Source organism: Streptomyces canus (assembly GCF_041435015.1).
In the GTDB taxonomy this organism is placed as follows: domain Bacteria; phylum Actinomycetota; class Actinomycetes; order Streptomycetales; family Streptomycetaceae; genus Streptomyces; species Streptomyces canus_G.
In genome coordinates this window covers 2,802,954-2,815,469 of the sequence record NZ_CP107989.1, presented here as the reverse complement: position 1 = coordinate 2,815,469, position 12,516 = coordinate 2,802,954, and the positions used below count along the sequence as shown (strand labels likewise).

The 12,516-nt window shown below is 70.6% G+C and carries 14 protein-coding genes; 5 read left to right on the top strand and 9 right to left on the bottom strand.

Going from position 1 to position 12,516, the window contains the following annotated elements; all coding sequences use genetic code 11:
- Nucleotides 1-11: 11 nt before the first annotated feature.
- The 8 genes from OG841_RS12485 to OG841_RS12450 form a co-directional block, all read right to left on the bottom strand.
- On the bottom strand, nt 12-1,751 hold the full coding sequence (locus tag OG841_RS12485; protein ID WP_371565139.1) for a relaxase/mobilization nuclease domain-containing protein: 1,740 nt from the start codon (nt 1,749-1,751) through the stop codon (nt 12-14).
- The gene (locus OG841_RS12480; RefSeq protein WP_371565137.1) at nt 1,748-2,374 is read right to left on the bottom strand and encodes a hypothetical protein; all 627 of its coding nucleotides are present in this window, start codon (nt 2,372-2,374) and stop codon (nt 1,748-1,750) included. Before OG841_RS12480 ends, OG841_RS12485 begins: the two co-directional genes overlap by 4 nt.
- Before the next feature lie 317 nt (nt 2,375-2,691).
- Nucleotides 2,692-2,883, bottom strand: a complete 192-nt coding sequence (locus tag OG841_RS12475; protein ID WP_057608355.1) for a hypothetical protein — start codon at nt 2,881-2,883, stop codon at nt 2,692-2,694.
- Complete coding sequence (locus OG841_RS12470; RefSeq protein ID WP_371565134.1) at nt 2,880-4,517, bottom strand: hypothetical protein; 1,638 nt, start codon at nt 4,515-4,517, stop codon at nt 2,880-2,882. Before OG841_RS12470 ends, OG841_RS12475 begins: the two co-directional genes overlap by 4 nt.
- On the bottom strand, nt 4,514-5,155 hold the full coding sequence (locus tag OG841_RS12465) for a WhiB family transcriptional regulator (protein WP_371565131.1): 642 nt from the start codon (nt 5,153-5,155) through the stop codon (nt 4,514-4,516). The genes OG841_RS12470 and OG841_RS12465 overlap by 4 nt, the downstream gene beginning before the upstream one ends.
- Before the next feature lie 156 nt (nt 5,156-5,311).
- Nucleotides 5,312-6,028 carry a zinc finger domain-containing protein gene (locus tag OG841_RS12460; protein ID WP_371565128.1) on the bottom strand — a complete coding sequence of 239 codons (717 nt, stop codon included), beginning with the start codon at nt 6,026-6,028 and terminating at the stop codon, nt 5,312-5,314.
- Between the two features lie 2 nt (nt 6,029-6,030).
- Entirely contained in the window at nt 6,031-6,927 is an 897-nt protein-coding gene (locus tag OG841_RS12455; protein ID WP_371565126.1) for a helix-turn-helix domain-containing protein, read from the bottom strand.
- On the bottom strand, nt 6,924-7,070 hold the full coding sequence (locus tag OG841_RS12450) for a hypothetical protein (protein ID WP_371565123.1): 147 nt from the start codon (nt 7,068-7,070) through the stop codon (nt 6,924-6,926). Before OG841_RS12450 ends, OG841_RS12455 begins: the two co-directional genes overlap by 4 nt.
- A 746-nt stretch (nt 7,071-7,816) precedes the next feature.
- On the opposite strand from OG841_RS12450, the gene OG841_RS12445 reads away from it, so the two are divergent.
- From OG841_RS12445 to OG841_RS12425, 5 genes are all read left to right on the top strand, one after another.
- Entirely contained in the window at nt 7,817-8,248 is a 432-nt protein-coding gene (locus OG841_RS12445) for an XRE family transcriptional regulator (protein ID WP_245237322.1), read from the top strand.
- A 70-nt stretch (nt 8,249-8,318) separates the two neighbouring features.
- Nucleotides 8,319-8,795 (top strand): hypothetical protein, encoded by a 477-nt coding sequence (locus OG841_RS12440; protein ID WP_242435748.1) that lies wholly within the window; start codon nt 8,319-8,321, stop codon nt 8,793-8,795.
- Nucleotides 8,792-10,000, top strand: a complete 1,209-nt coding sequence (locus tag OG841_RS12435; RefSeq protein ID WP_371565118.1) for an MAB_1171c family putative transporter — start codon at nt 8,792-8,794, stop codon at nt 9,998-10,000. Before OG841_RS12440 ends, OG841_RS12435 begins: the two co-directional genes overlap by 4 nt.
- A complete protein-coding gene (locus tag OG841_RS12430) occupies nt 9,997-11,445 on the top strand; it encodes an amidase family protein (RefSeq protein ID WP_371565115.1) in 1,449 nt (482 codons plus the stop codon). The genes OG841_RS12435 and OG841_RS12430 overlap by 4 nt, the downstream gene beginning before the upstream one ends.
- A 329-nt stretch (nt 11,446-11,774) precedes the next feature.
- Nucleotides 11,775-12,128, top strand: a complete 354-nt coding sequence (locus tag OG841_RS12425) for a hypothetical protein (RefSeq protein ID WP_371565113.1) — start codon at nt 11,775-11,777, stop codon at nt 12,126-12,128.
- 132 nt (nt 12,129-12,260) lie between these two features.
- Here the strand turns inward: OG841_RS12425 and OG841_RS12420 are convergent, their stop codons facing one another.
- The gene (locus tag OG841_RS12420) at nt 12,261-12,470 is read right to left on the bottom strand and encodes a hypothetical protein (RefSeq protein WP_371571061.1); all 210 of its coding nucleotides are present in this window, start codon (nt 12,468-12,470) and stop codon (nt 12,261-12,263) included.
- Between the last annotated feature and the right edge of the window lie 46 nt (nt 12,471-12,516).

Below are 12,516 nucleotides of genomic sequence, written 5' to 3'. Positions count from 1 at the left end.
CCCTGGAGAGCTCATCGCGTGTTGCCTGCCGCCTCTTCGCCGCGGTACCGGTTAGACGACGTGGGACGGGACGCCACAGGGCGCATGGCGGACGGGCCCTTCACCGCGCCGTGCTCCGGTACTCCCGAGGCGTCGGCGGGCGGGTCGGCCATCCGCCGCAGCCGCCACACCAGGACATCGCTGGCCGAGTCCGCGGTGTCGAGTTCACGACGCTCTACCGCGTCGGACAGGAGGGCGGCCGGATCGTGGCCGGCGGCTTCGGCGTCCGCGATGGTCGCCGCCAGGGCGTACCAGCCAGGCTCGGCGAGGATCTGCTCGGCCAGCTCCGGCAGCGCCTCGCGCAGCAGCACGGTCTGCCGCTGGAGCATCGGTCGGCTCAGGCGTCGGCCGCGCTGGTAGAGCACGCCCAGGGGCTGGGCGGCGGCGGCCTGGTAGGCGGTGCGCAGGTGCGCGGCGGCCCGGGTAGCGGCCTCGGCCTGCTGGGCGTGGCCCTTCCTGGCGTGCCAGCGCGCGGCGGCGGTGATGAGGAAGAACAGCATGTCGATGGCCATGGCCGTGGTGGCTCCGTCCTCGCCGCGGCCGATGGCCGGGCCGCCTTGGACGAGGTCGCGGGCGGCCTGCCGCAGGGCTCGATCGTGCCCGCGCACGGCGCGGACGTGAGAGCGCGAGGCCCGTTCGAATGCCGTTGCAGCGTCGCGCAGTTCGCGGCGGGTGTGGGCGGCGGAGGTCCTCGCGAAGGCATCCAGGACCTCGCCGGCCGCCGCGATGTGGGCTGCGGCGACCGCGTCCTCGCCGTGCTCGACGACGAGCACGGCCTGCCACACGGCCGAGGCCATCCCGCGGCGTGCGGCGGCCGGACTGCCCGGCCCCGTACGGATCGCATCCTCCCGCCGGGCAGCCGGAACGTCCTGCGCGTCACCGGCCCAGCGCTCGCGGATGCGGGGCAGCGACAGGTCGGGCGCCAGGCGCGCGCCGGGGTAGAACACGGGCTCGCCGTCCTTGTTCAGGTCATCGGGCAGGGCGACCTTGTATCCGAGGAGGTCGCCAGAGGGAGCGGCGCGCTTGCGGATCAGGAGGCCGGCGGCGGCGAGCCGGTCGAAGAACTCCTCGTCGCTCCTCGCGCCGGCCACCGCCCGTCGTACGGCTTCGCGCAGTTCCTCGCGGGCGGTGCGCTCACGACCCTGCCGCTCGGCTTTGTGGCGTTCGGCGCTGGTGGGCCGTTGGGCTGCGGTGCCGTCGCCGGGTGCGACCTGGTGGAGGCCGAGTTCCTTCTCGATGAGCCGGGCTTCTGCCTGGGCGCGGGCGCCGGAGCGGAAGTCGTCGGGGCGGTGGCCGTCCTCGGTGACGAGGGTGGCGACGATGTGGATGTGATCGTCGGCGTGGCGTACGGCGGCCCAGCGGCAGCCGGGCTGTCCGTCGCCGGGGTCGATGCCGGTGGCGGCGACGATGCGGCGGGCGATGCCGGCCCACTCCTCGTCGGACAGGATGCGGTCGCCGGGGTCGGCGCGTACGGAGGTGTGCCATACGTGCTTGGCCGGGCGGGCGTGCTTGGCGAGGGCCATCACAGGCTGGTCGAGGAGCTGCTGGAGGTCTGTGAGGGTGGCGTTCGGGTCGCGGCCGGGGTCGGGGGACATGCCGTCGAAGGAGGCTATGAGGTGGGGGTCGGTGTGGTCCTCGTACTTGCCGGTCTCGTAGAGGTAGTAGAGGAGACCTCTGGTGTCCGACCCGGACGGGTTGACGCTGGGGATCATGAGCCGTGGTGCTCGATCAGCCGTGTGGCGGCTTCGTGGGCGGTGTCGGCGGCACGCCGTACGGCGGCGACGGCTGCTTCGAGCTGAGGAACGTCTGCACCGGAGTTGAGCGCCTTGACTGCCTGGTTGAGATTGCTGCCGGCCCAGCCGAGCCGGCGTCGGCTGTCGAACAGGGCTGTGATGACGTCGCGTTCGTCGGCGATCTCGGCGCTGGTGCGGTTGAGGTCGCGGGCAGCGGCGAGCGAGGAGCGGGCGAGGAACCCGGCGACGGACAGATTGCACTGGGCGGCGGCGGACTTGATCAGGGCGAACTCATCATCATTGAAACGTGTGTTGGGCTGGTGGAGGCGCTTCTTCTCGGGCGACTGGCGCGGACGCTGGCGGGCGCGAGGAGCGCGCTGTCGGCGTACACGCGGCTCAGTCTGCTTCTCCCCCTGCCCCGGCTTCGATCCGCCCCCGGTCGAAGCCTCAAGGACCTGCGCCCCCCGGTGCAGGTCCTCTCCCGCCCCCTCGGGGGTGGGTTCGGCGGAAGCTACGCTTCCGCCCCAACTTGCTCGCCCCGAGACCGAGTTGGAGTCGGGATCAGGTTCCGGGGTGGTGCTGTTCTTGCGTGCGTTCGTCATCGGGATTCGGGCCTCGTGGAGCGGGTGCGCTGCTGGATGGTTGCGGCCAGCGCGAGGACATCGGCTGGTCTGGCAAGGACGCGGACCGGTCCGTCGGGGCGGTCCTGGACGAGCCACTGACCGGTCGGCGTGAGGACGACGGCGTGTAGGAGTTGCCGGCGGACCAAGACGTCCGCCCAGGCATCGGCCTCGGCGGTGGTCGGCTCGGAAGAACGAGGTGGACGCGGAATCACGGCGTACCTCCTAAGCGGGCGGTGGCCCGGCGTGAAGCAGGGCCACCTTTATGGGTACGGGCTTTGAGCTGGGGTTTTGCCGGTTTAGCCGCACTCGGGGCAGCGCCCGACGTGGCTGTTGAGCGCGCGAGCCATTCGCTGTTTCGCCGAGGCAGCTTGCTTCGCACTGGACTTCGCCGCCGGCCTGCCCGCGTGCCGCTCAGAGTGAGCGAGCATGAATCCGATCTCTCGCTCGTACTCCGCGCGGACGGTGTCGAACTGGTGGCACGTCTTCATCGGGCAGTGCTCCTCGTCGTCGTGATGTCCTCGTTCCGCAGCTCCTGGAGGACGAGGCCGAGTCGGTCGTTCCCGACACCCGTCAGGCCCTGGCGGCGGATGATTTCGCGCAGCTGCACCCGGGTGATCGCTCCGTTGCCGTCCCGTTCGAGCAGGGCGGGAACATGGGGGCGTACCTCGCGGACAAGCTGGCGCTCGGACTCGCCCAGCTCGCGTGCCGGGCGCTCCGTCTGCGGAGAGCGGGACCGGGCACGGTTGTCCTTGTTCTTCGTCCGGGACTTCCTGGCCGACTTCCGACGGAGTGGGACCTTGTGTCCTCGGTCCTGGGTGGTCACGGTCCCGGACTCGGTGGCGGTCGGTCCTCGGTCCTGGGTGGTCTCGGTCCCGGACCCGGTGGCGGTCGGTCCTCGGTCCTCGGTGCTCTCGGTCCCCGACTTCGCGAGGCTCGGTCCCCGATGAGAATCTGGGTCCCGAGCTGCTACTTCTCGCGCGTTGCGGTCGGTCCTCGTGGCCGCTGAGACCCGCGCTGCGGCTTCTGGATCGGCGGGACCCGTCCCCGGGACCGCGCCGTCTTCAGGGGGCTTGGTCCCTGCGGTCGTTCCCGTTTCGCCCTTGGTCCCCGCGCCGACCTTGGCTTCAGGGTCCGCCTCCTCGGGGACCGGTCCCCGAGGAGTCCTCGGTCCTCGGTCCGGGACCGGCTCGTCGGAACTGTCGGGACCGGGGACGGGGACCGGCACATTCGATGTCGGCTGTGCGGGGACCGTGGCCGCCGATGCGCTGCTGTGCGCGGGGGACCAGGGAGAAGGGAGCGGGACCGTGGCGAGCGCGAGCGCGTGTCGCCGGGCGGCGAGCTGGGCGAGCAGCTGTGCTCGCTGGAGGGGGTCGGTGCCGACCGAAGCCCTGCCGACCGCCTTCGACAGGCGTCGGGTCAGCCGCCGGCCTCGACGGTTCCGCTGCTGCTCGGGTGTGCGCTCGGCGAGGCGGGCGGCGAGGGCGACCGCACGGGCGGTGGCCCGGTCCCGGGTGATCTGTGCGGCGTCGCGGTCTCGCGCGGCGATGCCGAGGCGGGACAGGAGACGCTCACGTGCCTCCCGGCCCAGGACGGCGATCAGTCCTTTTGAGGCGGCGCCGGGTGTGCGCAGGCGCAGTTCGATGCCCATGGCCAGGTGCCACAGCATCGCCGCCATGACTGGCCCGACGAAGGCGCGGACTGTGCCGCCGATGGGGCCGCTCTCTGCGTAGGCGGGGATGACCTGCACCGTGGTGATCACCCAGACCAGCGTGCCCGGCAGGCCGGGGGCGCCCTGGACGGCGAGGTTCTGCCGTGCCATCAGCGCGGTGGCGAACAGGGCGAGTTCGGCGGCGGCGAACATGCCGGCGCGCTCGGCGGCGCCGGCCATGTCGAGGTAGTCGGCGGCGAACCGCCACGAGGTGTCGGCGCTGTAGGCGGTGCAGCCGAGGGCGGCGACGGCGGCGACCTTGACCGCCGGGCCGCCGAGACGTTTCTGCGAGCGAGATCCCCGGCGCCGGATGGTCCAGGCGGTCAGCACGAGCGCGAGGGTGGCGGGCACGACGGCGGCGAGGAGGAGAGGGAGGTCCGAAGTAGCGCCGAAGGCGAGGACGGGGTGGGTCATGCTGCCTTTCCGAGAGGGGCGTGCGTCGGGGGCGACGCTGCCGGGCGGCCTGCCGGCTGCTGCGTGCCGGGAGCTGCGGACGCGGGGGTGCCCTTGGTCTTGGAGGTCTTCTTCCGCTTCTTCTTGGGGCGGGGCACGCCGTAGCTACGGTCGCGGTCGAGGACCTTGTTGGCGGCTTGCCGGAGCAGGTCTCGGGCGTGCTTGTGGCTGATCTGCAGGGCGGCGGCGAGCCGGTCGGGCTGCCAGCCCCGGACGTAGGCGTGGTCGATGACGACCTGCCGCTCGGCCTCGGTCAGGTGCACGTCGCGTCCCTGGAAGAAGGCGGTCACGCGCCGGTAGTCCAGGCGCTGGTGCAGTCCGTCGTGCAGCGGGCGCCGCTCGGCTTCGGTGAGGCCGCCCCAGACGCCCTCCTTGAGGACGTTCTCCAGGGCGAAGTCCAGGCACTCGCGGCGTACGGGGCACCAGCCGCACAGCTCCTTCGCCTCTGCGATCTCCTCGTGGTCTCGGGGCCCGGGGAAGAACACGGCGTCGGCGTCTTCGACGTCCATGCCGTGGCACGCTGCGCGGGTGTGCCAGCTGGTGTCTGCGATGCCGCGCAGGCCGGTGGCTGGCGCGTCGTGGGTGGTGATGTGGCGCAAGGCGGGTCTCCGATGTGCTGCCGCGGCGGCCGGCTAGGGCGGTTCGGCGGGTGCGGCGTCGGGTGCCGGCTGCGGCGCGGGGCGTGCGTCGCAGCCGGTGCGGGTCGTGTCGGGTGGCGGTGCAGCGGACGGCGGTGCACGCGCCGGGTGCGCCGGTCAGGCCAGGGCGGGCTGCTGGGCCTGCTCGGTGTGCTGGGCCTGCTGGGCGGTGGCGAGGTCGAGGCGGCCGGGGTGCGGGGTGGCGCGCGGGGCGGTTCCGCGGGCTCCGCCGTCGGGGCCGATCCTTCGGCGGCGGCATGGTTCGCCGGGCTGGGCCAGGCACCACTCGCACCGCATGCTCAGGGCATCGGGCAGTCCCTGCGCGACAGCTGCCTCACGGGCTGCGCGGGCGGGTCGGTACGGCGCGAGGGCTGCTCGGGCGGCGGGCGGTATGCAGGAGCCGATCTCCCGCAGCCGCGCCTCCAGCTTCGGGTCGACCCCGTCGCGACCGCTGGTGATTGCTCGGGCCTGCGCGGGCTGGGCGGTGCCAGCGGCGACGGCGCGGCGGGTGCCGGCCAGCTCTGCGGTCCAGGCGGCCTGGTCGTCCGGGTCGACGGACGGCGTGGGATCGGAGTGCCTCGCCAGGCGGTCGCGCCGGTAGCTTTCCCAGGGGCGGGCCACGTCCGCCGGCAGGATCTGGTACGGCGAGGTGCGGATGTGCTGGCGGGCGGCGACGCGGACGTCCCAGCCGTGCGGGGTGGCCATCGGCACGTCGCCGAGCAGCTCGTGCCACTGGGCGAGCTGGTCGCGCGCCTCGCCTTGGTCGGTGCGGATGGTGCGGGGGTCGAGTCGGCCGATGTAGGCCAGCAGGGCTGCGATTTCGCGGCGATCCACGGTCAGCCCTCCGTTCCGGTCGGCTCGTCGAGGGCGGCAAGCAGGGCGGCGGTGTGGGCCTCCGTCCGCGTCATGCCCCCCGGTACGGCGGTGTTCTTGCCGGGCACGGCGTAGAGGTTCGGTCGGCTGGGAGCGTGCTCCCGGGCGACCCAGGAGCGCCAGTCGGCAGCCCAGGCTTCCGCCGCCCTCGGAGCATGGCCCGCCCGGTGTGCACGCCACTTCGCGTCAGCGGCCCGCAGGCCCTGCTCGCCGAGGCGATCGAGGTGTCCCTGCTGGCGGGCCCAGGTGTGGGTGGCGGAGTCGACCTGCCACTCGGCAGCCGGGAGGACGGCAGCACCACTACTGCTGTACCTCCGGTTCAAATCAGGTTCACTACGGTTCTGTGTGCCGGTAGCCGGTACATCGCTGTGCCGGTGGCCGGTACGTCGCTGTGCCGGTTTCCGCCTCGAGCTGCCGGTTTCCGGTACTGCTGGATTCCGGACCCTCGCGGGGGATTCCGGCACCTCACGCGGGCGGATTCCGTACCGCCGCAGAGCCGAGAGCCGAAGCTTCGCAGGGCCCGCGGGCTCGTCTGCTGCTGTATCGCTGTCTTCCTGCTTCTGCTGCTCGCGCTGGGCCTCGGCGACCACTTCGGCGGCGAGAGGCATCCGGTAGACCGTGCTGCGCTGCGGGCCTACGAGGTCATCGAGCTGTTCCAGCTCGCCGGCCAGGAGCAGGCGCTCGACGGCTTCGCGCACCGTGGAGACCGAGGCGCGGGTGCGCTTGGCCAGGCTGGACAGCGAGGCCCAGGAGATGCACTGCTCGTCGGTCACCCGGTCGGCGATCGACAGCAGGACCAGGCGCGCGGCCCCTCGGCTGGAGCTGTGCTCCCACACCCACTCGCGGGCTTCGCTGCTCATCGGCCGCTCCAGACGAGCGGGCGGGTCCGGCTGCTCGCCGGGGCCAGGGTGGTGCGGTCCCGCTCGGGGCGCTGAGGCGCCGAAGCGGTGGTGGCTGCCGCGCAGGCCAGGCGGAAGGGCCTTTTGCGCAGGGCAGGAGGCATGCGATACTCCCCTTTGCAGTGTTGCCACGCTGACGCGCCCCTCGGAAGGACTCAGCGTGGTGATGGTGGGCAATCTCCGCCCTTGCCGGGGCGGGTATGCCGCTTAGCGTTCGGCGTCCGCGAGTTACCGCTCTCGGGCGCCGTCGCTATTTGCGGACCTTCGCGGTCCGGTCCGTGCTCGCGGTCTCCTCACGTTCGTCGCCGCAGGCGGGCTGCCCGGGGACGACGAACATACGCACGGACCGGTGTCAAGATCCAGACTTGGTTCTTAAACTCTGTACTGGTTGCAGAGAGTCGCCGAACGGTCGTGTGCCGCAGTCGTCCGCATAGGGCCTGGCGGGGTCCGTCCTCGCGTCGAAGCGCACCGTTGCCGCGGTTGCCCTGTACGCCGAGAGCGTGCCATTGTGTCCGAATTGGAGCGGGAATCTGGTATTCCCTGCAGCGGAAACGCGATGTGGATGAGGTGTTTCCACGGTCGCCTCCGCGCTTTCCGATCGAAGATCAAATACGGCCTGCCAGACGTGACTTATGTCGCTGGGTGAATGTGGCTTGTGCCACGTCGCCCGGCGTACTCCTGTCGGCAGAAACGGACAGGTCGCCCTGAAACAGGCGGTACGCGCCACACGGAAACGTGCTGGTGGGGAACAACTTTCCATACGTGTGATCGGTGCGTCAAACTGGTGTTTATGGCGAGGTAGGGTGGCTGAAGTTGCGAGGAAGCCCGCCCTGGAAAGGATCATGAAAGAGTGGCCGAAGGTCAGGTGAGCCCCAAGGGGCTCATGGATCGCCTAAACCGCCTGTTCGACACTGTGCACCCGCCCGATCGCGGCCCTTACAGCAACGCTGAAGTGGCCGAACTGATGGAGAAGCGAGGGCTGGGCAAGCTGTCGGGGCAGTACCTGTGGCTCTTGCGGACCGGGCAGCGCGATAACCCGACGAAGCGTCATCTCGAGGCGCTCGCAGGGTTCTTCGGCGTGGACCCCGCCTATTGGTTCGACGATGCTGTCGCCGAAAAGACCGTGCAGGAACTTGAGTTGCTCGCCCTGCTTCGCGACGCGAAGATCAAGAACGTTCTTCTTCGCCTATCCGACGTCTCTGCAGACGGAAAGGATGCGGTCTTGGGGATCGTTGAGAGCGTACGAAAATCCGAGGGGTTGCCGCCCTCAACTGGCGCGTAAACGGCTGCAGTTCAGTAAATGATCAAGGAAAGCAATGTGGTCTGCACGTAGGCTGCGCCGGCCTGACCTCTTGGCCGAGCTGAAGCTCCCGCACGTCACCAATATCCGCGACCTCAGCGACGAGGTCTCTCGCCGCACGGGACGGACGGTGGTCCTAGAGCCCCGGGAGCAGGCGCCCTCGGTGTGCGGGGCATGTGCCGTTACAGAGAGTGCCGTCCACGTTTTTTACGACCCGTGGACCAGCGTCCTGCACCAGGACCACATCATCGCCCACGAGTTCAGCCACCTACTGCTCGGCCACCACGAGAACCGACCGGTCTCCGCGCTGGCTCCGGCCTTCATCACCAGCGTGGACCCGGCCACCGTGCAGATGATGTTGGGGCGCACCAAGTACGACGAGGACGAGGAGCGAGACACCGAACTCCTAGCATCGCTGCTCCAGCGCCGGATCATCGACCGGTGGTTGCGCAGCGACGAGTCCTCCGGGGACGAAGTGCAGGATCGGGTGACGCACACGCTGCTGCGCCGACGGGAGGCGCGGCCGTGAAGGACCTGCTCCACCCGATCAGCCTCGTCGTCGCGACGCTCGGCTTCCTCTGCCTCCTGCGGGACGTGCCCACCCGGCGCCGCGACCCCGCCTCCGCCGCGCTGGCCGCTGTCTTCCTGCTGTCAGGGCTCTCGTTCCTGTTCTCCATCACGCCGATGTGGAACTACCTCGACCGCGTGCTCGGCACCGTCAACATCTCCGTGCCCCTCGCGCAGGGCTGCGTGGTCGCGCTCCTGGCCTGCCAACAGGTGGTCCTCACCTATTGGGGATCCCCGCCCGAGGTAGCCCGCCGGCGCAGTCGCCGCTGGCTCTGGGCCGGCTTCGCGGTGATCGCCGGGCTGCTGGTGCTGTTCGCCCTGCTGACGCCCAACGCGCCGCATCCGATCGACTTCACGCTCTACTACGCGCACGACGACTGGTACGCCGCGTACCTCACCCTGTACGTCACGGCCTACACCATCGGCGAAGTCTTCCTCGCCCGCGCCTGCTGGCGCTTGGCCCGCCGCAGCATTCGCGGGTCCGTCCGCGTCGGCCTACGCATCGTCGCCCTCGGCGCGACCGTCACCCTCGGATACAGCGCCGTCCGCATCGGCAACGTGATCGCCGGCGCCTTCGACACCTCCCTCACGGAATGGGAGGGCTTTGCCTGGACCTGCGGCGATGTCGGCGCCATGCTCACGCTGATCGGCTGGCTCGTGCCCACCATCAGCGACCAGGCCCAGAGCGTCCGGTACCGGATCAAGCAATACCGCAGCTACTACGGCCTGCGCCCCCTATGGCTGGCCTTCTACAGCGAGGCACCCGAGATCGAACTGCCGATCGACAGGGTCGACCCGGCCCAGCGGCGCCGCTTCCGTCGCATCTCGATCCGGCTCTACCGCCGAGCCGTCGAGATCCGGGACGGCCGGTTCGTGATCCGCCAGTACCTCGACGCCGCCGTCCGCGAGGCCAGCGAAGCCCGTCACCGGGCCCGAGGGCTTCACGGAAAGAATCTGTCCGCGGCCGTCACGGCGGATCAGATCCTCGCCGGAATCGCCGCCAGGGCCGCCGGCGCCCGCCCGGAGCCCGACCAGCTCACCGAGTTCGCCGACTCTGAACGCCAGACCACCGGGCCCATGGACGACATCGACGCTCTCCTCGACGTCGCGCGCCACCTGCCCCGCCAGCCCGCACGAGCCCCCCACCTTGAGCGAGTCTCCGCATGACGAACGACCTCACCCAACAGCCCGCCCACGTCCAGCTCCAGGCCCTGGACCGCGGCGAGATCTCCAGCCGCGAACTGCTCGACCTGCACCTCGCCCAGATAGGCGCCAGCCAGATCAACGCCGTCGTCACACGCGGCGACAGCGCGGCCCGAGCCGCCGCGCACGCAGCCGACGAACGCCGCGCCCGCAGAGAGAGCACCGGCGTCCTCAACGGCCTTCCCCTCACGATCAAGGACAGCTTCGAGACGGCCGGCCTGCGCACCACCAGCGGCGCCGAAGACCTCGCCGACCACGTCCCCGCACGCGACGCCGACGCGGTCGCACGGCTCCGCCACCAAGGTGCCGTCATCATGGGCAAGACCAACACCCCGGCGTACTGCCAGGACCTGCACACCGACAACGCCCTGTTCGGCCCCACAATCAACCCGCACGACCCCAAGCACACCACCGGCGGTTCCTCCGGCGGCCCCGCCGCAGCAGTCGCCGCCCACCTGACCCCCGCCGACCTCGGCAGCGACCTCGCCGGCTCCCTGCGGCTCCCCGCCCACTACTGCGGCGTCTACGGCCTGCGCCCCACCCATGGACTCGTCCCAGCCCGCGGCCACATCCCCCGACCGCCGGGATGGATCAGCAGCAGCGACATGGTCACCCCCGGCCCCCTCGCCCGCCACCCCCGCGACCTGGACCTGCTCCTCGCCGCACTGACAACACCGTCACCCGACGAGAACACCCCCTGGCGCGCCACGCTGCCCACGGCGCAGCGCCCGATCGGCCAACTCCGCGTGGCGGTGTGGGCCGACGACGCGAACTGCCCCGTCGACCGCAACACCGCCGACGCTATCGCCGCCCTCGAAGGGACACTCGCCTCCGCCGGCGCCAGTGTCCACCGCACCGCGGGGCCGGTCGGCTTCGCCGAATCCCTCCGCCTCTTCGAGCAGCTCCTCCACGCCACCGCGACGGCCGCCACCGACGACGCCGCAGGCGCGGCCGAACTCGCCGCCGCCCGTGACCTGCACCCGGACGACGCGAGCCCACGGGCCGCTATCCTCCGCCACCGCACGCAGACACACCGCGTCTGGCTCCGCGCCAACGAGGAGCGCCTCCGGCTCCAGCAGACGTGGCACCGGTTCTTCGCCGACGGTCAGTACGACGTCCTCATTACGCCCGCCGCTCCCACCGCGGCGATCCCGGCCGGGAGCCGTTCCCTCACGGTCGACGGCGCCGAACGGAGCTTCTTCGACCAGACCGGCTGGGCGAACCTCACCAGCCACGTCGGGCTGCCCAGCCTGGTCATGCCGATTGCGCACGGCGCCGACGGCCTCCCGATCGGTGTGCAGCTCGTAGGACCGGCTCATTCGGACCGGACCCTGCTCGTGATGGCCGAGCACCTGGCGCCCCTGCTCGGAGGAACGGCCCAGGGCGTCATCGCACCACGGAGCGGATGACCTCTACGTCACCGTTGTATGTGACTGCGTCTTCATCGGCGGTAGGCGGTTCGAACCGAGTGAAGAAGTCGTCCAAGGCTTCGTACTGGTGAGGCCGAAGATTCAACTGTCGCCAATACTCGGCGGAGCCCAGCCCTCTGATGACGGTATGGGATCGCTAAACCAGTCCGGCTGAAAGGAAACCAGGGCCCGAGCGTGCGAGGTCGCAGCGGCCCGCCCCGCCGGATCGGAGTCAGTCCGGCGGCTCGCAGCGACACGCTGGGTCCACGAACCGTCTGAGCTCACATGCAACGATGCGCGGACCTGCCCTGTCTGCACGAGGAGTATCCGTGGGATTGAGCCGTCTCGCTCAAGAGTTCGCCGCAGAGATCAAGCAACATGACTGGACTGATGCGCCCTATCGGCCCGATCGCGCGGGGCACAACCGCGCGCGGGACTACGAGAAGAGCTCGAAGACACCCGTCCTCAACTCGGACGAGACCGAAGTACTTCGTCTGAATGTGATGTGGGTGACTGCCCAGGTCCTTGCGCACGCCGAGCGGGCCAACTTCGACGTGGTCGAGTTCGCCCAGGCGTGCGGAGTCAACACGGAGAAGTGGGGAGGCGGCATCCAGGCAGGGCTGCGGATGAGGAACGGCCGCTGCGTTAAGCCCGGGACCTGGGACGAACTGACCGACGAGTAGCTACGGTCTAGACCCACCGTACTAAGGGCGGTTGGAGTCACGGTCAAGGTATTGGCGTCTCGACGCTGGTTGCGTGCGGCGAGGCCGCAGGAGGACCTCCTTGGACGCTGGCAGGTAGACGAGCAGTGGGCGTCATCCCACGGCCCGGACGGTCTTCTTTCGCTCGTCGCGATCGGAACGACGCCAGAGGCCGTGGTCGAGGACGATGGACCGGCTGGCGCGCAGCAGCTGCCCGCCGTCCGGCCGGAGCGTGCCGCGCAGTGCCCGCTGGCGGCGCGGCTCCCACACCACCGCGTACTCCACCGCGCCCGCCACATGCGGGAACGCGGCGGCCAGGTGCACGGCGGGCAGGAACGCCCGGCCGTCCCGGCAGCGAGCGGTGCGGGTC

Bases quoted from the DNA above. Each gene is read 5' to 3' on its own strand.
- OG841_RS12485 (WP_371565139.1), bottom strand. From the start codon at position 1,751: ATGATCCCCAGCGTCAACCCGTCCGGGTCGGACACCAGAGGTCTCCTC.
- OG841_RS12480 (WP_371565137.1), bottom strand. From the start codon at position 2,374: ATGACGAACGCACGCAAGAACAGCACCACCCCGGAACCTGATCCCGAC.
- OG841_RS12475 (WP_057608355.1), bottom strand. From the start codon at position 2,883: ATGAAGACGTGCCACCAGTTCGACACCGTCCGCGCGGAGTACGAGCGA.
- OG841_RS12470 (WP_371565134.1), bottom strand. From the start codon at position 4,517: ATGACCCACCCCGTCCTCGCCTTCGGCGCTACTTCGGACCTCCCTCTC.
- OG841_RS12455 (WP_371565126.1), bottom strand. From the start codon at position 6,927: ATGAGCAGCGAAGCCCGCGAGTGGGTGTGGGAGCACAGCTCCAGCCGA.
- OG841_RS12450 (WP_371565123.1), bottom strand. From the start codon at position 7,070: ATGCCTCCTGCCCTGCGCAAAAGGCCCTTCCGCCTGGCCTGCGCGGCA.
- OG841_RS12430 (WP_371565115.1), top strand. From the start codon at position 9,997: ATGACGAACGACCTCACCCAACAGCCCGCCCACGTCCAGCTCCAGGCC.